This window comes from Thioalkalivibrio sp. ALE20, assembly GCF_000381405.1.
GTDB lineage: Bacteria > Pseudomonadota > Gammaproteobacteria > Ectothiorhodospirales > Ectothiorhodospiraceae > Thioalkalivibrio.
Genome location: NZ_KB906475.1, coordinates 150,080 through 170,683, shown reverse-complemented (window position 1 = coordinate 170,683; position 20,604 = coordinate 150,080). Strand labels below are relative to the sequence as shown.

At 67.8% G+C, this 20,604-nt stretch carries 16 protein-coding genes and 1 pseudogene; 9 read left to right on the top strand and 8 right to left on the bottom strand.

Features of this window, described 5'->3' with window-relative positions; all coding sequences use genetic code 11:
* Nucleotides 1-10: 10 nt before the first annotated feature.
* Nucleotides 11-2,114 (bottom strand): annotated as a pseudogene (locus tag F790_RS13820) (putative bifunctional diguanylate cyclase/phosphodiesterase).
* Nucleotides 2,115-2,276: 162 nt separating this feature from the next.
* Between F790_RS13820 and F790_RS0109310 the strand changes: the two are divergent.
* The gene (locus tag F790_RS0109310) at nucleotides 2,277-2,657 is read left to right on the top strand and encodes a DUF2237 family protein (protein WP_018869605.1); all 381 of its coding nucleotides are present in this window, start codon (nucleotides 2,277-2,279) and stop codon (nucleotides 2,655-2,657) included.
* Nucleotides 2,658-2,679: 22 nt separating this feature from the next.
* On the opposite strand, the gene F790_RS0109305 is transcribed toward F790_RS0109310, so the two are convergent.
* Together F790_RS0109305 and F790_RS0109300 are read right to left on the bottom strand one after the other, a co-directional pair.
* A complete protein-coding gene (locus F790_RS0109305; RefSeq protein WP_019570072.1) occupies nucleotides 2,680-3,246 on the bottom strand; it encodes a CPBP family intramembrane glutamic endopeptidase in 567 nt (188 codons plus the stop codon).
* Nucleotides 3,247-3,335: 89 nt separating this feature from the next.
* Nucleotides 3,336-3,719 (bottom strand): magnesium transporter MgtE N-terminal domain-containing protein, encoded by a 384-nt coding sequence (locus F790_RS0109300; protein ID WP_019590075.1) that lies wholly within the window; start codon nucleotides 3,717-3,719, stop codon nucleotides 3,336-3,338.
* Nucleotides 3,720-4,254: 535 nt separating this feature from the next.
* On the opposite strand from F790_RS0109300, the gene alaC reads away from it, so the two are divergent.
* The 3 genes from alaC to thrC all read left to right on the top strand — a co-directional run bounded on the left by alaC (nucleotide 4,255) and on the right by thrC (nucleotide 8,008).
* On the top strand, nucleotides 4,255-5,457 hold the full coding sequence (alaC, locus tag F790_RS0109295) for an alanine transaminase (protein ID WP_019591482.1): 1,203 nt from the start codon (nucleotides 4,255-4,257) through the stop codon (nucleotides 5,455-5,457).
* 63 nt (nucleotides 5,458-5,520) lie between these two features.
* Nucleotides 5,521-6,828 (top strand): homoserine dehydrogenase, encoded by a 1,308-nt coding sequence (locus F790_RS0109290; protein WP_018869601.1) that lies wholly within the window; start codon nucleotides 5,521-5,523, stop codon nucleotides 6,826-6,828.
* Nucleotides 6,829-6,865: 37 nt separating this feature from the next.
* Complete coding sequence (thrC, locus tag F790_RS0109285) at nucleotides 6,866-8,008, top strand: threonine synthase (protein WP_018869600.1); 1,143 nt, start codon at nucleotides 6,866-6,868, stop codon at nucleotides 8,006-8,008.
* 47 nt (nucleotides 8,009-8,055) lie between these two features.
* On the opposite strand, the gene F790_RS0109280 is transcribed toward thrC, so the two are convergent.
* Both F790_RS0109280 and F790_RS0109275 read right to left on the bottom strand, forming a co-directional pair.
* Nucleotides 8,056-8,934, bottom strand: a complete 879-nt coding sequence (locus F790_RS0109280) for a peptidylprolyl isomerase (RefSeq protein ID WP_019570068.1) — start codon at nucleotides 8,932-8,934, stop codon at nucleotides 8,056-8,058.
* Entirely contained in the window at nucleotides 8,935-9,231 is a 297-nt protein-coding gene (locus tag F790_RS0109275; RefSeq protein WP_018869598.1) for a YciI family protein, read from the bottom strand. It abuts the gene before it with no gap.
* Nucleotides 9,232-9,345: 114 nt separating this feature from the next.
* Between F790_RS0109275 and F790_RS0109270 the strand changes: the two genes are divergently transcribed.
* From F790_RS0109270 to F790_RS0109255, 4 genes are read left to right on the top strand one after another with little or no spacing between them, the layout of a single operon-like run.
* On the top strand, nucleotides 9,346-9,966 hold the full coding sequence (locus F790_RS0109270) for an L-threonylcarbamoyladenylate synthase (protein WP_038036659.1): 621 nt from the start codon (nucleotides 9,346-9,348) through the stop codon (nucleotides 9,964-9,966).
* A gap of 2 nt (nucleotides 9,967-9,968) precedes the next feature.
* Nucleotides 9,969-11,339 (top strand): DUF945 family protein, encoded by a 1,371-nt coding sequence (locus F790_RS0109265; RefSeq protein WP_019591481.1) that lies wholly within the window; start codon nucleotides 9,969-9,971, stop codon nucleotides 11,337-11,339.
* Nucleotides 11,340-11,388: 49 nt separating this feature from the next.
* A complete protein-coding gene (locus F790_RS0109260; protein WP_019591480.1) occupies nucleotides 11,389-12,609 on the top strand; it encodes a tryptophan--tRNA ligase in 1,221 nt (406 codons plus the stop codon).
* Between the two features lie 5 nt (nucleotides 12,610-12,614).
* Nucleotides 12,615-13,454, top strand: a complete 840-nt coding sequence (locus F790_RS0109255) for a ScpA family protein (RefSeq protein ID WP_019591479.1) — start codon at nucleotides 12,615-12,617, stop codon at nucleotides 13,452-13,454.
* A gap of 48 nt (nucleotides 13,455-13,502) precedes the next feature.
* Here F790_RS0109255 and F790_RS0109250 read toward each other — a convergent pair whose 3' ends face one another.
* The 3 genes from F790_RS0109250 to F790_RS0109240 form a co-directional block, all read right to left on the bottom strand.
* Nucleotides 13,503-16,673 carry an efflux RND transporter permease subunit gene (locus F790_RS0109250; RefSeq protein WP_019591478.1) on the bottom strand — a complete coding sequence of 1,057 codons (3,171 nt, stop codon included), beginning with the start codon at nucleotides 16,671-16,673 and terminating at the stop codon, nucleotides 13,503-13,505.
* Nucleotides 16,666-17,982 carry an efflux RND transporter periplasmic adaptor subunit gene (locus F790_RS0109245; RefSeq protein ID WP_019591477.1) on the bottom strand — a complete coding sequence of 439 codons (1,317 nt, stop codon included), beginning with the start codon at nucleotides 17,980-17,982 and terminating at the stop codon, nucleotides 16,666-16,668. The genes F790_RS0109250 and F790_RS0109245 overlap by 8 nt, the downstream gene beginning before the upstream one ends.
* Before the next feature lie 183 nt (nucleotides 17,983-18,165).
* Nucleotides 18,166-19,149: a sigma-54-dependent Fis family transcriptional regulator gene (locus F790_RS0109240; protein WP_019591476.1), complete on the bottom strand. Its 984-nt coding sequence runs from the start codon at nucleotides 19,147-19,149 to the stop codon at nucleotides 18,166-18,168.
* A 282-nt stretch (nucleotides 19,150-19,431) separates the two neighbouring features.
* On the opposite strand from F790_RS0109240, the gene F790_RS0109235 reads away from it, so the two are divergent.
* Nucleotides 19,432-20,580 (top strand): efflux RND transporter periplasmic adaptor subunit, encoded by a 1,149-nt coding sequence (locus tag F790_RS0109235; RefSeq protein ID WP_019591475.1) that lies wholly within the window; start codon nucleotides 19,432-19,434, stop codon nucleotides 20,578-20,580.
* Nucleotides 20,581-20,604 lie beyond the last annotated feature (24 nt).

Here is a 20,604-nt window from a genome sequence, read left to right as displayed (position 1 = left end):
TGGTCGCGGGTCAGGGTTTGTCCGGGGTGATGACGCCCCGCACGAGGAGTCCGGCGCACTGTGCCGCGGGAGCGGGACGGGCGAGCAGGACCCCCCTGGAGCGTGCCACAGCCGGCGGCTTCCAGGAAACGCTGCTGTTCGATGTTTTCCACCCCTTCGGCGACGGTCTCCAGGTTCAGGTTTTCGGCGAGGCTGAGGACCGTACGTACGATGGCCTTGCCGCTGCCGCCATTGTCGAGGTCGCGCACGAAGCTGCGGTCGATCTTGAGCACGTCCAGCGGGAAACGCTGGAGGTAGGCGAGTGACGAGTACCCGGTGCCGAAGTCGTCCAGGGCCACCCGCAGCCCCATGTCGCGAAATGCCCCCAGGGTGTGGATGACCCGCTGAATGTCGGCCATCAACATGCTCTCGGTCACCTCGAGCTCCAGCGCATCGGCCGGCGTGCCGGTTTCGGCGAGGATCCGGCGGATCCGCCGCGGCAGGTCCCGGTCACGGAACTGCGGGGCGGCCAGGTTGATGGAGATCCGCGGCGAGGGCAGTCCGCTGGCCTTCCAGCGCTGATGCTGGAGGCAGGCCTCGCGCAGGATCCATTCGCCCAGTTCCCGAATCAGTCCGGTTTCTTCCAGTACCGGGATGAAGGTCCCCGGCGACAGCACCTGTCCGTTGGGATCCTGCCAGCGGAGGAGGGCTTCGAGACCGGTAATGCGCCCGTTCCCGGCCTCGACCCGCGGCTGATAGTGCAGGAAGAAGCCTTCCTGCCGGTAGACGGCGCGCCGGAGCTGGCCTTCTAGGGCGACCCGTGCACGCGCCGTGGTGTTGAGTTCGCCGGAGCAGAAACGCAGTCCGTTACCGCCTTCCCGTTTGGCCTGATCCATGGCGGCACCCGCGCGGCGCAGCAGCTCCTCGGGTTCGCTGCCATCGTCGGGGTAGAGGGCCGCCCCGGCCGAGCCGGGAACGTAGACCTCTTCGCCATCCATCGCGAAGAGTTCCTTCAAATGATCCACCAATCCGGCCGCCTGGCGGACCAGGGTTTCGGCCTCGGCACTGTGGCCCAGCACGATGCCGAATTCGTCGCCACCGATCCGGGCCAGGGTGTCGCCTTCCTCGAGGGCGCCTGCCAGACGCTGGCTGACCCGCTGCAGCAGTGCGTCGCCGGCGGCGTGGCCGAGCCCCTCGTTGATCCCCTTGAAGCGGTCGAGGCCCAGATGGAGGATCAGCAACGGCGAACCGCGGTCGCGGGCGTATTCCATGCTTTCGTTCAGACGCTGCAGGAACAGTTCGCGGTTGGGCAGCCCGGTCAGGGGGTCGTGCCAGGTCAGGTATTGCAGCCGGTCTTCGGTCTCGCGGCGTTCGGTGATGTCGTGCACGATTCCGGCCATGCGCCGTGGACGGCCCTGCTCGTCGAAACGCACGGTGCCACGCTGATAGACCACCCGCGTGGTGCCGTCCGGGCGGCGAATGCGGTGTTCGATGTCATATTCCGGACCGTCCGGACGCAGGGAGGCATTGATCGCCTGCTGGACCCGCTCCCGGTCGTCGGGGTGAACGGCCGCCATGAACGATTCGTGGTTGGCACCCCACTGATCCCGGGTCATGCCGAAGATGCGATAGACCTCGTCCGACCAGCGGATCTCGTCGTTTTCGAAATCCGAGATCCAGGAACCCAGATGGGCGATGCGTTGCGCCTCGGCGAGTTCGGCCTCGCGCTGTTCCAGCGCTTCGCGGGCCTGGTGGCGCTCGGTGGAGTCGATGCCCAGGGTCTGCAGGTGGGTGAGCCGCCCGTGCTCGTCGAAGAAGGCGCGGGAGGTCCATTCGACCCAGCGCCGGGTACCGTCCGCCCGAATGACCGGGTTTTCGATGATCCGGACCGGCTGTTCCGGCGTGAAGCGCGCCAGGTCGGCGAGGTTGGCCTCCTGGTGTTCGGGGGGCAGATCCTCGATCCAGCGCCGGCCGACCAGATCCGCCCCGAAGTATTCCCGCGCCATGCGGTTGGCGAACAGGATCGTGGTGTCGGGCCGGTAGACCGTGATGATGTGCGGGTGGTCCTCGATCAGGCTGCGGTAATCGATGACCAGCGTATCGTCGGGCCCGTATTGATGTTGATCCGTTTTCATCCTTGATCCCTGCTTGGTGCCCGATCGCTATTGGCTCATTATGGAGATGGAAATTCGCCCGGTGCAATCGCGCCGGATCCGCCCGGCGAGTCCGGTTGCGCGAAACACCATGCGCAGATCGGGTATCCTTGTGAATCTGAATCCGTACTCAGGGAGCCATCAATGCAGCCCTTTGCCTCGCGCAATGTCTTCGGTGAGGAACTCGAGCCCTGTGGCCGCGACCCGGTGACCGGGTTCTATCGCGACGGGCGCTGTGCCACCGGACACGACGACACCGGCATCCATACGGTCTGTGCCGAAGTGACGCAGGCGTTTCTGGATTATTCCCTGGCGCAGGGCAACGATCTGGTGACGCCGATGGAGGCCTTCGGCTTCCCCGGGCTCAAGCCCGGAGACCGGTGGTGCCTGTGCGCCGGCCGCTGGGTGGAGGCGTATCGGGCCGGCGTGGCGCCGGGGGTATACCTGCGGGCGACCCACGAGGAGACCCTGGCGATCATCCCGCTGGACGTGCTGCAGGCGCACGCCCGCGATCCGGCAGAGTAGCGCGGACGCGTTCGCGTACGCCTCAGGCGGGGCGGGCCAGATACCAGCGGATGACCGCCCAGTCGTAGGCCGCGTGCGCGATCATCACCACCACCAGGTTCTCGGTCACGTGGTAGACCCAGCCGAGATACAGGCCGATGAGGGTGGCGAAGACGAAGTACAGATGGCTGACGTAGTGCGCCAGCCCGAACAGCACCGAGGCCAGCAGGATCGCGGCCCCGGGCGGCAGGTGAAGACCCAGCCACTGCTGTAGCACGCCGCGTACCAGAAGCTCCTCGCCGACCCCGGCGAGCACCGCGATCAGCACTACCGAGCCGGCCGGGGCCCCGCGAAACAGCAGATCCAGGAATTCCTGCAGCTGTGCCCGAATGTCGCGAAACGCCGGGTGGTCGGTCCAGCCCAGCACGGCGACCAGCAGGAACATCGGGGTGGTGACCAGCAGGCCCAGGGCCACGGCCTCGATGCTCCAGTCCATCGCGCCCAGCAAAGGCACTCCGGCGAGCGCCGCCAGCGCGAACGCCACGGGGATGAGTGCACCCTGGAACAGGGCCCCGGCGAGCAGGGGATGACGGGCGATGAACGGTCGCAAGGTGGCGGGAGGGGCAATGGTTGGTTGCGGGTGAGCGGGTCGGCCGGCCGGGCGATCGCCGCGGCCGGCAGTCCGCCCGGGGCTTTGCCTCAGGCCAGACGCGCGCGGTGGTCGAGGATCACGCGCACGCCGTGACGCTTGCCGCCGGGCAGGGCACCGAGCACGTCACGGCGCTCGGACTCCGCCAGGTGTTCGCAGGCCTGCGCCAGACCATGGCTGGGCAGACGGTCGGCCAGCCGCGCCAGGGTATCGGGATCCAGCGCCTGCAGCACCTCGGCCTGCGCCCGTTCGGTCAGCTTGAGGAAGCGCATGCGGGCGGCGGCCAGCTGGCCGGCGTCCAGCGCGCCCAGGATACCCGCCACGGCGGGGTCGGGACGCATGTCGGCCCAGTGCACGCCCCCAGCGGCATGATCGCCGCGGAATTCAGTGGCCGTGGGGAAATCCTGCACGGTGTCCATTGCCAGTTCGGTCATCTTCGGTCTCCTCGCATCGATTCAGTGAAATTAACCAACAACACGATGCGAAAGCCGTCCGGAGGTCCCCGATCGGGGAGCGGGCGGTGGGGCAGGCACGACCCGGTCACTACCAGGATGATGTGCGGGAACCCGTGATCCGGCGTGTATCCAGGTCACGACGGACCGGGTTCCGGGGCCTCGTTCAGGCGAGGAGGCGGCGGGTCCGGGTCCGACGGACAGCTGGATACACGTCATCCGCCGCGCCGGCGGCCTTCGTGCATCGGCAACTGCAACTGTCCATGGGTGTCGTCATACCTCGTATGGCTCAACATGCGCTCGTGGCACCCGGCCACGAACGGGCGCGAATCATAGCGAAAGCGCGGGTGGCGAAACAAGCCTTGCGGCGGAATGCGTTGACAGGTTCCGGTGCGGGTTATAGTTTGACCCGTTTCCCGGCGCGCGCCGGATCAGGGTGCGCGTATCCTGATCGCGCCGGTCGCCAGCGCCGCAAAGCCTACGCCCGGTGATCCCGGGCCCAATCAGGAATCGACCCGTGACCGACGTCTTTCCCCGCATCGAGCGACTGCCCCCCTACGTCTTCAACATCGTGAACGAGTTGAAGGCCGAGGCACGAGCTCGCGGCGAGGACATCATCGATTTCGGCATGGGCAATCCGGACCAGCCGACGCCGAAGCACATCGTCGACAAGCTGACCGAGGCGGTACAGCGCGGCGACACCCACCGTTATTCGGTGTCGCGCGGGATCCCGCGCCTGCGCCGTGCCGTCACCCGCTGGTATCAGGATCGTTTCGACGTGGAGCTCGATCCGGAAACCGAGGCGATCGTGACCATTGGCTCCAAGGAAGGCCTGGCGCATCTGGCGCTGGCCACCCTGGGGCCGGGAGATGCGGTGCTGGTGCCGAACCCGGCGTATCCCATCCACCCCTATGGCTGCGTAATCGCCGGCGCCGACGTGCGCCACGTGCCGCTGACGCCGGACGTCGATTTCTTTGCCGAGCTGGAGCGCGCGATCCGCGATTCCTGGCCCAAGCCGAAGATGCTGATCCTGAACTTCCCGGGGAATCCGACCACGCAGTGCGTGGATCTGGAGTTCTTTGAACGGGTGGTGGAGATCTGCCGCGAGCACGGGATCTGGATCGTGCACGATCTGGCCTACGCCGAGATCGCGTTCGACGGCTATCGGGCCCCCTCGATCCTCGAAGTGCCGGGCGCCAAGGACATCGCGGTGGAGTTCTACACCCTGTCCAAGACCTACAACATGCCCGGCTGGAGGGTGGGATTCATGTGCGGCAATCCCACGCTGGTGGCGGCCCTGGCGCGCATCAAGTCGTATCTCGACTACGGCACCTTCACGCCCATTCAGGTGGCGGCGATCTCCGCACTGGAAGGGCCGCAGGACTGTGTCGACGAGATCCGCGAGACCTATCGCGTGCGCCGCGACGTGCTGTGCGACGGCCTGAACAAGCTGGGCTGGGCAGTGGAAAAGCCGAATGCGACCATGTTCGTCTGGGTGCCGATCCCCGAGCCCTATCGCGAGATGGGGTCGCTGGAGTTCGCCAAGAAGCTGCTGCGCGACGCCAAGGTGGCGGTCTCGCCCGGGATCGGCTTCGGCTCCTACGGGGATGACCACGTGCGCTTCTCGCTGATCGAGAACGAGCAGCGCACGCGCCAGGCCCTGCGGGGGATCAAGGCGATGTTCCGGGCGGATTCCGTCCTCGCCGATGCCTCCGCGTAACCAGGCATTCGAAGACCAAAACCCGGATGCGGTGCATCCGGACGATCAGGGAAACAGGATCATATGACGCCGGTAAAGATCGGAATTCTCGGACTGGGAACGGTGGGCTGCGGCACGGTGAACGTGCTGGCCCGCAACGGGACCGACATCGCCGGGCGCGCCGGCCGCGGCATTGAAGTGGTGGCGGCCGCCGCCCGCGACATCGAACGGGAGCGTGACTGCGACACCACGGGGATCCGCCTGACCACCGATCCGGCGTCGGTGGTGGAGGACCCGGAAGTGGAGGTGATCGTCGAGCTGATGGGCGGAACCGATGCCCCGCGCGACCTGGTCCTGCGGGCGATCGACGCCGGCAAGCACGTGGTCACCGCGAACAAGGCGATGATCGCCCTGTACGGCAACGAGATCTTCGAGCGCGCCCATTCGCGCGGCGTGATGGTGGCGTTCGAGGCAGCGGTCGCCGGCGGCATCCCGATCATCAAGGCGATCCGCGAGGGCCTGGCGGGCAATCGTATCGAATGGCTGGCGGGGATCATCAACGGGACCGGCAACTTCATCCTGACCGAGATGCGCGACAAGGGTCGTGACTTTGAAGACGTGCTGGCGGAGGCCCAGTCGCTGGGTTACGCCGAGGCCGATCCGACCTTCGACGTGGAGGGCATCGATGCCGCCCACAAGCTGGCGATCCTGGCGTCCATCGCGTTCGGGATCCCGCTGCAGTTCGACCGCGTGGCGGTCGAGGGCATCAGCGGCATCACCCGCGAGGACGTGGGCTTCGCCGCGGAGCTGGGGTACCGCATCAAGCATCTGGGCATCGCGCGGCGCATGCCGGACGGCTACGAACTGCGGGTGCATCCGACCCTGATCCCGGAACGCCGGCTGATCGCCAATGTGGACGGGGTGATGAATGCCGTGCTGGTGCAGGGCGACGCGGTGGGGCCCACGTTGTACTACGGCGCCGGAGCCGGTGCCGAGGCGACCGCCTCGGCCGTGGTCGCCGATCTGGTGGACGTGGTGCGCGCGCTGACCACCGACCCCGAGAATCGCGTGCCGCATCTGGCGTTCCAGCCGGACGCGCTGTCGGAACGCCCGGTGCTGGCGCTGGAGGATGTGCAGACCTCGTTCTACCTGCGCCTGCGTGCCCAGGATCGTCCGGGGGTACTGGCCGACATTACCCGGATCCTGGGCGAGCATGGCATCAGCATCGAGGCGATCCTGCAGCGCGAGCCCGACCCGGAGCGGGGCGAGGCGACCATCATCATGCTGACGCACGCCGTGCGCGAGGGCGCGATGAACCAGGCGATCACGGCGGTGGAACAACTGCCGCACCTGCTGACACCGATCACGCGTATCCGCATGGAAGCGCTCTGAACAACCAACCGATCCGATCCACGACACGAGAATCCGCATGGCCCACGGACACCGCTACACCGGACTGATCGACCGCTACCGCGATCGGCTGCCGGTCCACGACGACACCCGCGTGATCTCCCTCGGCGAGGGGGCCACGCCGCTGATCCGGCTGAACAACATTCCCCGCGAGCTGGACAGCGAGGTGGAGATCTACGTCAAGTACGAGGGTCTGAACCCCACCGGCTCGTTCAAGGACCGGGGCATGACCATGGCGGTCACCCGCGCGGTGGAAGAGGGTTCGCGGGCGATCGTTTGCGCCTCCACCGGTAACACCTCGGCCGCCGCCGCGGCCTATGCCGCCCGCGCGGGGATCACTGCGTTCGTGGTCATCCCGGACGGCAAGATCGCGATGGGCAAGCTGGCGCAGGCGATGATGCACGGGGCCACGGTGATCCAGATCGCCGGGAATTTCGACGACGGCATGCGGCTGGTCAAGGAGGTGGCCTCGAATACCCCGGTGACCCTGGTCAATTCGGTCAACCCGTACCGTCTGCAGGGGCAGAAGACCGCGGCCTTCGAGATCATCGAGGAACTGGGCCGGGCACCGGATTATCACTGCCTGCCGGTGGGCAATGCCGGCAACATCACCGCACACTGGATCGGCTACAGCGAGATGGCCGCCCGCAGCAGCGAGGACGTGACCGACGCCTGCGCCTACTGCCAGGGGCACTGCAAGTATGCCGGCGGCGGCATGGTCGGGAACCGGCCGCACATGGTGGGCTATCAGGCCTCGGGTTCGGCGCCGTTCATGCGCGGGGCCATGGTGGACGATCCCGACACCGTCGCGACCGCGATCCGCATCGGTCACCCGCAGTCCTGGGACATGGCGTGGAAGGTGCGCGAGGAATCCGGTGGCTGGTTCGACGAATGCGCGGATGACGAGATCCTGGCCGCGCAGAAACTGCTGGCGGAGAAGGAAGGAGTGTTCTGCGAACCGGCCTCCGCCGCCTCGCTGGCCGGTGCCCTGCGCGACATTCGCTCGGGGCGAATCCCGGCGGGGTCCACCGTGGTCTGCACGCTCACCGGCAATGGCCTCAAGGACCCGGACACCGCGATCAGTCAGAGCGTGGTCCAGCCGACGCGGGTGCCCGCGGAGCTGGACGCCGTGTCGCAGGCGATCCGCGACAACCTCGCCTGAAGCCGTCGGCCTGAACCCCGGGGGCCGATTCCGGCCCCCGGGCAGGGTCAGTTTGCCGGTCGTTCGGGGATCTCGATCCGGGCGGCCTCGCGCAGGCGTTCGATCTCTTCCTGGATCGCGCGGCTTTCCAGGATCTCGATCAGTTCGGCCCGCACGTCTTCCATGGGCGGCGGGTCGACCGGGCGCGTCTCCTCCAGCCGGATCAGGTGCCAGCCGAAGCGGCTTTCCACCGGATCCGTCGTCGTCTCGCCGGGTTCCAGGCGCTGCACGGCATCGCTGAAGGCCGGCACCATGCGGCCGGCTTCGAACCAGCCCAGGTCACCTCCGCGTTGGGCGGAGCCGGGGTCGGTTGAATGCGTTTCGGCCAGCTCGGCAAACGAAGCCCCGTCCTCGAGTTCGGCCAGCAGGTCCCGGGCGGTCTCCTCGCTCTCGACCAGGATGTGGCGGGCGCGGTACTCCTCGGCGGCCATCTGCTCCACCTGCCGCTCGTATTCGGCGCGCAGGTCGTCCTCCGTGAGTTCCAGTTCGGCCGTCAGGCGTTCCATCATCTCGGAGGCGAGGAAATTGGTGCGGACCATCTCGAGGATCCGGCGCGTTTCTTCTTCCTCGTGCAGGCCACGCCGCTCGGCTTCCTGGCGCAGCAGCCGCAGGCTGATCAGTTCGTCGATCACGCCATCATCGCCGGCCAGCCCGGGGTCGTCGTCCAGGCCGGAATAGGTAAAAACATCGGCCCGGGTGATCGGTTCGCCATCGATGCGCGCGAGGATTTCGGCGTCTTCGGTCGTCGTGGCGGCATCGGTTTCGTGGCCATTGCGTTCGTCAGACGGACCATCGTTGCCGCAGGCGGCAAGCGAGGTGACGGCGGCCAGGATCGCGGCCGCGAGCAGGCCGCGGGGTGCGGACAGGGGGAACGTTGATGCGGCCATTCAGAACACCTGCTTGAAGGGGCGGACATCCACCGAGGCATACACCCCGGCCCGGACATAAGGATCGGCATCGGCCCATTCGCGGGCCGCTTCCAGCGACGGGAATTCGGCGACGATCAGGCTGGCGCTGAAACCGGCCGGCCCCGGATCGGGGCTGTCGATCGCGGGGCACGGACCGGCCAGCACCAGGCGTCCGGCATCGCGCAGGGCCTGCAGGCGTTCCAGGTGTTCCGGACGCGCCGCCAGGCGGGCGTCCAGCGAATCGGGGGCATCGTGGCCCTGGATCATGTAGAGCATCGGCATTCCGTGTCGGGGGGACAGGCGGGCATTGTAACGTCACGGGCGGGTGCGGCGTGATGGTCGGGTCACAGTTGCGCTACACTGCGCGCTTTGTCCGATCTGCGGTTCCCCATGAGTACGTTCGCGATCCACCCCGAGAATCCCCAGCCACGGCTGATCCGCCAGGTCTGCGACCGGCTGCAGGAAGGTGCGGTGATCGCCGTGCCCACCGATGCCTGTTATGCGCTCGCGTGCCTGCCCGGTGACAAGACCGGCGCCGATCGCATCCGCCGCATCCGCGAGGTGGACGAGACCCATCATCTCACCCTGCTGTGCCGTGACCTGTCCGAACTGGGGGTGTACGCCAAGGTGGACAACAGCGCCTTTCGGCTGATGAAAACCCTGACGCCGGGGCCCTACACCTTCATTCTCCCCGCCACCCGCGAAGTCCCGCGGCGGTTGCAGCATCCCAGGCGCCGGACGATCGGACTGCGGGTGCCGGACAGCCCCATCGTGTCCGCGCTGCTGGCGGAACTCGGTACGCCGCTGATGTCCGCCACCCTGCAACTGCCGGGGGACGATACCCCGCTGACCGAGGTGTGGGAGATCGAAGAACGTCTCGCGCATGCGGTGGACGCGATCCTGGACGGCGGCGCGGGAACGCTGGAGGCCACCACGGTGCTGGACCTGACCGGTGACGGCGTGGAAGTGGTGCGACAGGGCCTCGGGGACGTGGCCTTTCTGGAAGAATAGCCATGCGTAAATGGATCATCCTGGTCGCTCTGCTGGTCGCCATTGGTGCGGCGTGGCCCTGGTATGTCGGGGGACAGGTGGAAGGCACCCTCGACGCGCGCATGGAGCTGCAGGCGGGTGGTCTGGAACTGCGTCACGAGCCCGTTCGCTACGAGCGGGGCTATCGCGAGGCGCGTGCGGAAGGAACACTGCACCTGCGTCGTGGCGAGGACGCTTACGAACTACCGGTGGTACACGAGGTGCAGCACGGGGTGCTGGGCGCGAGGATCGCCACCCGCCTGGATCACGCGGCCCTCGACGACGCCCTCGCGGAGCATGACGGGCTGGCCGCGATCCTGCAGCGTCTTGCGCCCGAGGCGGAGAGCCGGACCGGCCTGGGTGGCGGCGTCACGACCCGCCTGCGCGTGCAGGATGCGCGCCTGGATGTTGCGCAATGGCCGGCAGTGGCACCGCTCCGGGACGCGGAGGGCCCGCTGTGGCTGGAGTTCGAGGACGCGCTGGGGCAGTTCGCCTGGTCGGACGAGCAGGCGATGGCGAGTCTGTCGATCCCGCGTCTGCGACTCGATCAGGCGGACGGAACCCTGGTGTTCGAGGGTCTGCGGCAGATCCTGGCGCTGGAGCCGGACGCCGACGGGGTCTATGGCGTGCTTCCGGATTATGAAGGCGGCGTGGCGGCCGACCGGATGGAATGGACGGGTCCGGGATGCGAGGGCAGTCTGCTTCTGGAGCGTGCCCGGATCAATGCATTCCAGAGCACCCATGGCGACCGGCTGGACGCCCGCGCGCGTCTGGAAATCGACCGGATGACGGTGACGCGGAGCACGCAGCGTCTCGTGCGTCAGAGCGGGCCGATGGATCTGCAGCTGGGGCTGGAGCGCTGGGACCGCGCAGCCATGGAGCAGCTCGCCGGAACCCTGCGTGACCCGGCGCACCGGCGCCAGGAGGCCGAGCAACGCCGCGATCTCACCCATGCCGCGATGATCGATGCCGTGAGCCAGTCGCTGGAGCGCAGCCCGGCAGTGACGCTCGGGGCGATCATGAACGACGAGCCGGAGCAGCGGCTGGAGCTGGAGGGCAACCTGGTCTTTTCCGGTACGCCCGAAGGTTTCCGCATGCGCCCGGTGGAGGCGATCGCGCTGGACATGCAGGCCGCGGTCGGGCTGCAATGGCCGGTGTCGCTGGCCGGGCTGACCGACCCGGAGCCGTTCGGCCGGGTGCTGGCCGCGGCCGAGGCGGATGCCTGGCTGGAACGCGACGGCGAGATCCTGAGCGGGACTCTGGCGATGCGTGACGGCCGCATCCACGTCAACGAGCGGGACCGCACCGCTAGTGCCCTGGGCCTGCTGTTCGCCGCCGCCGGCGGCATGTTCTGACACCGACCATCTCAGCCTCATCAGTCAACCATCAGGAAGGATCGCGACCGTGACCACCAATCAGGGGACGAATCAGCGTGTCATCTCGGGGATGCGGCCCACCGGGCGTCTGCATCTCGGGCATTATCACGGGGTCCTGAAGAACTGGATCGAGCTGCAGCACAACTACGAGTGCTTTTTCTTCGTTGCGGACTGGCATGCGCTGACCACGCATTACGAAGACCCGGGCGACCTGCAGCAATACGTGACCGAGATGGTGATCGACTGGCTGGCCGCGGGGGTGAGTCCGGGATCGGCCACCCTGTTCGTGCAGTCGCGCGTGCCGGAACATGCCGAGCTGCATCTGCTGCTGTCCATGATCACCCCGCTGGGCTGGCTGGAGCGGGTGCCGACGTGGAAGGACCAGCAGGAACAGCTGCGCGAGAAGGACCTGGCGACCTACGGGTTTCTCGGCTATCCGGTGCTGCAGAGCGCCGACGTGCTGGCCTATCGCGCCGGCATGGTGCCGGTGGGCGAGGACCAGGTCTCGCACCTGGAGGTCACGCGCGAGCTGGCGCGGCGCTTCAACCATCTGTACGGGCGCGAACCCGGGTTTGCCGAAAAGGCCGAGCAGGCCGTGGACAAGATGGGCAAGAAGGCGGCAAAGCGCTACCGCGATCTGCGCAAGCGCTTCCAGGAGCAGGGCGAGGACGAGGCCCTGGAGGTCGCCCGGGCGATGCTGGAATCCCAGCAGAACATCTCGCTGAAGGACCGCGAACGGCTGTTCGGTTATCTCGAGGGCGGGGGCAAGATCATCCTGCCCGAGCCGCATCCGAAGCTGACGCCCACCGCGAAGATGCCCGGGCTTGACGGGCGCAAGATGTCCAAGAGCTATGGCAACACCATCAGCCTGCGGTCCGAGCCGCAGGAGGTGGAAAGCCAGATCCGGACCATGCCCACCGATCCGGCGCGGGTGCGCCGCACCGATCCGGGGGCGCCGGAAAAATGCCCGGTATGGGAGCTGCATCAGGTCTACACCGGCGAGGAAAAGCGGGGCGAGCTCTACGAGGGCTGCACCACCGCCGGGATCGGCTGTCTGGACTGCAAGAAGCCCCTGATCGCGGCCATCCAGGAGGAGCTGGAGCCGATTCAGCAGCGCGCGCGCGAATACGCCAGTGATCCCGGGCTGGTGCGCTCGATCATGGTCGAGGGCTCGGAGGCCGCGCGCGAAGAGGCGCGCGAGACCCTGGAGGAGGTCCGGCGCGCGATGGGGCTGGACTACCTGCGGTAGAGCCGGTGAGCGAACACGCCGAAGACGTCAGCGTCGACCCCGTTGATCCGGCCGCCGCCGGGGAGGGCGAGCACGTCTGGCGGGTGCACGGCGAACCGGTCGCGGAGCTGCCCGAGGACCTGTACATCCCGCCGGATGCACTGGAAGTGTTCCTCGATTCCTTCGAGGGGCCACTGGACCTGCTGCTGTACCTGATCCGGCGGCAGAACCTCGACATCCTGGCGATCCCCATCGCCGAGATCACGCGCCAGTACATGGCCTACATCGAGGTGATGCGTGCCCTGCGCCTGGAACTGGCGGGCGAATACCTGGTGATGGCGGCACTGCTGGCCGAGATCAAGTCGCGCATGCTGCTGCCACGCCCGGCGGAGGCGGACGCGGAAGACGCCGGTGATCCGCGCATGGCGCTGATCCGTCAGCTGCAGGAATACGAGCAGTTCAAGACCGCGGCCGAACGCCTGGACGCGCTGCCGCGCATGGAGCGGGATTTCTTCGCTGCGGGCGCTGCGACCGACGCACTGGAAGGCCCGCCGCCCCCGGCACCGTCGCTGGATGCCCTGATGGACGCGCTCGCCGGGGTGATGCGGCGTGCCAGTCTGAACGCCCACCACCACGTGGCCACCGAACAGCTGTCGGTGCGCGAGCGCATGACCCGGCTGCTGCACGAGCTGGACAGCGAGACCTTCACCGACTTCGTCGGCCTGCTGGAACGGGCCGAGGGCCGCCAGGGCGTGGTGGTGTCGTTCCTCGCCATCCTCGAGCTGGCCAAGGCGGGGCTGGTGGAGTGGGGCCAGAGTGAACCCTACGCCCCCATCCGCCTGCGTCGGCGCGGCGGCGACGCCTGACCCCGACGCGCCCCGCCGCCCCATGTCCTCCCTTCCTCGGGGCTGCGGTCAGCTCGCGTGGTGGGTGGACGTGGCGCCGCGATCGAACGCCCCCTCGTACAGGCGCAGCAACGCCGGGATCACGAACAGTACCAGCACCGTGGCCACCGCCAGCCCGAACACGATCGAGATCGCCATCGGGATCAGGAACTGCGCCTGCACCGAGCGCTCGAACAGCAGCGGGGTGAGGCCCGCGATGGTGGTGACCGAGGTCAGGATGACCGCGCGCAGGCGCTGGCAGGACGCCTCGATGATCGCCTCGCGCAGGGCCAGACCGCTCTCCCGCAACCCCTGGTAGAAGCTGACCAGGATGATGGAGTTGTTGACCACGATCCCGGTCAGGCCGAACAGGCCGAACATCGACAGCACGGTCAGCTCCACTCCGAGGATCCAGTGGCCCAGCAGCGCACCGAGGATCCCGAACGGGATGATCGCCATCACGATCAGCGGCCAGCCCCAGGAGGCGAAGACCCAGGCGAGGATGATGTACATCAGGCCCAGCGCCAGCACCAGGCCCGTGCGCATGTCGGCAAACGTCTCCTCCTGATCCGCCGCGCGGCCCTCGAAGGACCAGTTCACCCCGTGGCGCTCGGCGACCGCGTCCAGCGGACCGTCTTCCAGTGCGGCGCGGATGCGCGCGGCATTGTTGACCGAGCGGTCGACTTCGGTAGATACCTCGATTGCGAGCCGGGTATCGGCATGCCGCAGGGTCTCGAAGCCGGGACGGGATGCGAGTTCCGCCACGTTCTCCAGCGGGGTCAGCTCGCCGTCCGGCAGGCGGATCTGCAGGCGGTCCAGGCTTTCCGTCGCGTGGCGTTCGTCGTCGGGCAGACGCACGCGCACCTCGACCTCCTCCAGGCCGTCCTGATAGATCTGCGCCAGATGGCCGTCGTAGGCGTCGCGCAGCTGCGCGCCGAGCTGCTCCGTGGTCAGCCCCAGCGCGCGGCCTTCCGGCAGGATGCGGAAGGTCAGCTGCTCGCGGCCGAACGGGGTGTCGTCCTGGGTGGCAAAGGTGCCCGGGAACTCGTCGAACAGGTCGGCCACGTCCAGTGCCGCGTCCTTGAGGATATGCGGGTCATCGCCGGTCAGACGCACTTCGAGATCGCGCCCGGGCGGGCCGGCCTGACGCTCGTCAATAGAAAAGGTCTCGATGCCGGGGGCCTCGCGGACGTTGTCCCGCCATGCCTGGATGAACGCCCGGTTGCGCACCTCGCGGGCCTCCGGCGAGATCAGCTCGACCTGGATGTTGCCGAACTGGTCGCCCTGCGGGGCGTTGCCGTCGCCGGGGTCGATGCCGCGTCCGAGCCGGGTCACCGAGGCACGCACCAGGCCGCCGCCGAGTTCCTCGTCGGTTTCCTCCAGCGCCTGTTCGACGTGGATGAGGAACTCTTCGACCCGTTCTGGCGGGGTGCCGGCCACGAAGTTCACGCCGGCATTGACGACCGTGCCCTCGGGCGAAGGGAAGAAGGTGAAGCCGATGCGTCCGGATGCCGCCAGGCCGATGGCCAGGATCACCGCGCCCACCGCCAGGGCGAGGGTGACCCCGGAGTGGTCCACGGCGCGCGTGACGGCACGGCGGAACGGGCCGTTGCGCAGGTTTTCGAAACCCCGGTCGAAGCGCGCCCGCAGGCTGCCGGCCGGCGGTTCCTCGAGGCGATCCATCACGCCCTTGAGATGGGCCGGAAGGATCAGGAAGGCGATCAGCAGGGTAGCCACGATCACGCAGATCACCACCAGCGGGATGTCGAACAGGATATTGCCGATGATCCCGCCGATCAGCATCAGTGGCATGAAGGCCGCGACGGTGGTCAGTGACGCGGCGACGACCGGACCGACCATGCGCTGAGCGCCCTGACGCGCCGCCCGACCGGCCGACAGGCCCCTCTGATGCAGGCTGTAGGCGTGCTCGGAGACGACGATGGCGTTGTCGACGATGATCCCCAGCGACATGATGAAGCCGAACAGCGACATCATGTTGATCGAGCCACCCACCAGCCACAGCACCACGAATGCGGCGGTGAAGGCGATCGGGATGCCGAGGGCGACGCGCAGGGCGATGTGGCGGTTCAGGAACAGGAACAGGATCCCGAGCACCAGCAGGAGCCCCCCGGCACCGTTTTTCAGCAGCAGGGTGATGCGCTCGGACAGCAGCTCCCAGAAGGCATCGGTCTCCTGCAACTGGACACCCGGGGGCAGGGCGGGCCGGGTGCGCTCCAGCCACTGTTCGAGGATGCGCGCGGATTCCAGGGCGTCGCCGGTCTCGCTGCGCATCAGCTGCATCTCGATGGCCCGTGTACCCTGCGAGCGGACACGCACCTCGCCGTCGCGGGGGCGCAGGTCGATGTCGGCGATGTCGCCCAGCAGCACCCGACCGCGTTCGGGGTCGCCCTGCAGCACCAGGCGTTCGAAGGAGACGATGTCGCGGGCCTGCTCCAGGCTGCGCAGCTGTCGGGCGGTGTCGTCGCGTCCGACCGAGCCGGCGGGCATGTCGCGGCTCATGCCGGCGACGGCCGTGCCGATGTCGGCCAGGGTCATGTCCAGGCGGTAGAGATTGAAGGCCGGCACCTGGATGGCCATCTCGTCTTCCGTGAGGCCGGTGAACTCGACCCGCGCGATGCCGGCGTCCAGCAGCTCGCGTTCGTACTGCCGGGCCAGCGTCCGCAGCTGTTCCGGGTCGTCGGGGCCGGTGATCAGCAGGCGCGAGACCGGCTCGTAGTTGATCACCTGATTGACGATCGGGGTCTCGGCATCCGCCGGCAGGTTGCGCTGCTGATCGACCCGGTCGTTGACCTGTTCCAGCGCATGCGACATGTCGGCGCCGGGTTCGAACTCCAGGGTGATGGTCGCCACGCCCAGCGCGGAGGTGGAGGTCATCTCGCGCAGGTCGTCGACCGTGCGCAGGTCCTGCTCCAGCGGGTCGGTGATCGACTGTTCCACGTCTTCGGCGGCAGCGCCCGACCACACGACCTGGACCGTGATAATGTCGAGATCAAAATCGGGGAAGAACTGCGAGTTCAGCTGGTTCAGGGCATAGGCGCCCGCCAGCAGCATCAGCGCGATCAGCAGGTTGGCGGCCAGGCGGTGTTCCAGGAACAGCCGGATCGGGCCGCGACCGGCCGCGCCCTCCGTATCGCCCCCGGCCGGGGCGCCACCCGGCATGGGTGCGCTGGTTTCACTCATCGCCGGCGTCCTGCGGCTGGAGGTCCGGGTCGCCCTCGCGTACGGCTTCGGCCGCGGTGGGCAGGTCCTCGCCGTCCTCGACCTCCACGCGCAGGCCCTCCACCGCATTGGGCAGGCGGGTGGCGATCAGGACGTCGCCGGCTGACAGGTCCGGGTTGCGAACCAGCGCCAGGGTGTCCCCGGCCTCGCTGCGGTATTCGCCCAGACGTTCGACGTTCAGGGACTGCAGGCGGCCGTCGATCACGCGGAACACGGTGTCGCGCCCGTACAGGGCCTCGAACGGAACGGCCAGGCTGTCGTCTTCCTCGGGCAGGCGCAGGTTCAGTTCAAGGAAGCGGTTCAGACCCAGCGAGCGTCCGCCTTCGCGGATTGCAAACACGCCGTGCGAAGCGCTGGCGCCAGGCCGGGTTTCGCCTTCGATGCGGACCAGTTCGCTGGTGATCTCGCGCCCGCCGTTGCGGGCCGAGGCTTTTAGCGTTGCCCCCTCGGCCAGCAGCGCCTCCAGCCGCGGTTCCAGCGACACGGGAAGTCCGGCCCGGATCTCCACGTCGTCCACGTCGAACAGGCGTACCAGTTCGTCGCCCACCCGGGCGCGTTCGCCCGGCGAGGTCCGGACGGCGGTCACGCGGGCATCGAACGGGGCGCGGATCTCGGTGCGTTCCAGGTCCAGTTCGGCCTGTTCGGCCGCGGCCCGCGCCCGGTTCAGCCGGGCCTCGGCCCCGGCCAGCCGCATGGGGGCGTCGGCGATCGCCTGTTCCCGGTTCTGGATGGTGAGTTCGGCCTGCTGCAGGCGCTCCTGGGCTTCGTCCACGTCACTGTCGGATGCCATGTCGCGTTCGCGCAGGTTGCGGGTGCGTTCGAGGTTGCGGCGAGCAATCTCGCGCAGTTCGCGTTCGCGCACCAGGGCCTCGCGATCGAATCGCGCGCGCAGCTGTTCGCTTTCCAGCGCGCCTTCGAGTTCATCGACCTCGGCGCGCGCCTGCCGCAGGGCCAGGCGCGCCTCGGCGGGGTCGATCCGGATCAGGACGTCGCCCCTGGCGACCCGCTGGCCTTCGCGCGCGGAGACCCGGGCCACGTCGCCCTGTACTGCGGCTCGCAGGGTCGCGTCGTGGGCCGAGGCACTGCGCCCGTAGAGCATCACCGAGGGCTCATGGGTCCCGGGTTCGGCGACGAAGCCGCGCACCGGCCAGGCACGTTCCTCGCCCTCGGGGGCGGGGGCCTCCGGGCCGGTGGCGCGCAGGATCATGAATCCGGCCACGCTGAGCGCGACGATCAGTACGGGGATGAGGGCACGGCCGACTCGCGGCATGACACGGGACATGCAGTTCTCGCTCGGGTCCTAGGCTGGATGGGGCGCGGGCCTGATGCCCGGGCCTTGGAGACGGTGCACCGGATGAAGTTCCCGTCCGCGGGAGACCGGTATCAGTGTCTCCTGATATGGCCAATCCTAACATCGGCGGCACGAGGGCCGCAGGCGTGGGGAATGCCTTTCTCAGGCCAGGTTATAGCGATGCAGCTTGCGCCACAGGGTCGTACGGTCGATTCCGAGACTGCGCGCGGCCCGCGAGCGGTTGCCATTATGAGCGGCAAGGGCCTGGCGCAGGCGCCGGGCCTCTTCGGACTCTCTCGGGGATACCTGCGGGGCCGCGTCCGTGGAGGTCCCTTCCGGAAAAGCCGTTGCCGGCGCGGCGGCCTCCGGCTGTGGTGAAACGGTCCCGGGAGGCCGGCCTTCGGGCAGGGGAAAATCCTCCACGCGACCGTTCACCGCGTGCAGCTGGAGGCAGGCGAACACGTTCTCCAGTTCGCGGAAATTGCCGGGCCAGGGGTGGGCTTCCAGTTTGCGCCTTAACGCCGGCGCCAGCTGCAGCGCGTGTTCCTCGACGAAGCGGTCGAGGGTGGCGGCCAGGTCACGCGGCCGGGTCCTCAGGGGCGGCAGCTCCACCGTGGCGACAGCCAGGCGGTAGAACAGGTCGGCGCGGAACTGTCCCGCATCCACGCGGGCCTGGAGGTCCTGATTGGAGGCGGAAAGGATGCGTACGTCCACCTGCCGCGTGGTGTTCTCGCCCACGCGTTCGAACTGTCCGTCCTGCACCGCGCGCAGCAGCTTGGCCTGCAGACGCAATGGCAGTTCGCCGATCTCGTCGAGGAACAGGGTGCCGCCGTGGGCGGATTCGAAACGGCCCTCGCGATCGTTCACCGCGCCGGAAAAGGCCCCGCGCACATGGCCGAACAGCTCCGATTCCAGCAGCTCGTCGGGGATGGCCGCGCAGTTGACTTCGACGAATGGTCCGGCGGCACGCGGGCTCCATTCATGGATGCCGCGGGCCAGGCGGGTCTTGCCGGTTCCCGACTCCCCCAGCAGCAGCATGCGAATGTCGCTGCCCGCCGCCCGGCGGGCGAAGACCATCTGATGATGGCATTCCGGATCGGCCGAACGGAACGCGTCCGGCAGCCCCTCCCCACGATTCATTTTCATGGCCTTCCTCTCCGGGAAACTCACCGGGAGTATGGCAGCGGCGTTGCAACGCCGCCACCGCTGTTGCAACAAAAAAATTTCTGCAGCAACAGATGCTTATATTCGAATTCCCGGGTAGCGCGTGTTGCAACACCCTGAGTGCGCGGTGTTTTTTTCACGAGGACAAATATCTGAAATTTAATAATATTATAATATTGGCATTTCTCTTGCTTGTATCGGGGCGTGCTTTTCTCTACAACGAAAAAAGACCAACGGAACAGGCACGCTGTCGGGGAGGTGCGAATGACGCTCATGCGAACGGCCAGCCTGATGCTGTGCATGGTCATCGTGGTTGGCACGGCCGGTGCACAGACCGCCTGGACGCCGGCCCAGAGCCCGGGAACCACGAGTCCGGGCAACACCGGGGTCCATGTTGCGCAGCCGCTCGCCGCGGAGCGCCACACCGTCAGCGGCACGGTGATCCCGTTCAGTGAAGTGACCCTGCGGGCGCAGTCGGGTGGCCGGGTGATCGCGGTCGAAGGGGTCGAGGGCGACCGCTTCGAAGCGGAAGAAGAACTGGTCGCGATCTCCGACGATCGCCTCCAGGCTCAACGCCAGGCGGCGCTCGCCGAGATGCGCACCACCGAGGCGGCGATCCGCGAAGCACGCATGCAGTACGACCGCGAGGTCATTTCTCCGCGTTCGCAGGACATCGGGCAGATGCCGGGCATGGGCATGCCGTCGATGTTCGACCAGATGTTCACGCGCAACATGGGGCAGTTCATGGGATTCGGTGACCCGACCCTGGACCGCACCACGGATCTCTTTTCCCGCCACATCGGGGTCGATCAGGCCCGAGCACGCTGGGAGCAGGCCCGGGCCCGCGTCGAGGAGCTCGACGTCGCGCTGGAAGACACCCGCTCCCGCGCTCCGTTCGACGGGGTGATCATGCACAAGCACGTGGAACAGGGCGATACCGTCCAGCCCGGGCATCCTCTGGTCACCTTCGGGCACCTGGATTATCTGCGGGTGGAGGCGGCCGTTCCGGTTCGCCTGGTGCGTCAGCTGGACGTGGGCGACATCGTTCCGGTGACGCTCGACGGCCATTCGGAAGAAGTCAGCGCGCGGGTCTCGCGGATCTTCCCGCTGGCCGATCCGCAACGCCATACCGTGACCGTGAAGTTCGATCTGCCGCAGGAGGTCCGCGGCGGCCCGGGCATGTACGCCGAAGTGCATCTGCCGGGCGAAGTGACGCGCGAAGACCGGGTGGTGATCCCGGAGAGCGCGATCATTCCGGGCGGGGCCCTGCCGCGCGTGGCCGTGCTGGATGCCAATGACGAGGTGCGCATCCGCATGGTCCGGCTGGGGGCGTCGCGTGATGGGGGCGTGGTCGTGACCTCGGGGCTGGAGCCCGGAGCGCGGGTGTTGCAGCACCCCGGCGGCCGTCATTGATGCGCTTCGAACACGGACAATGAC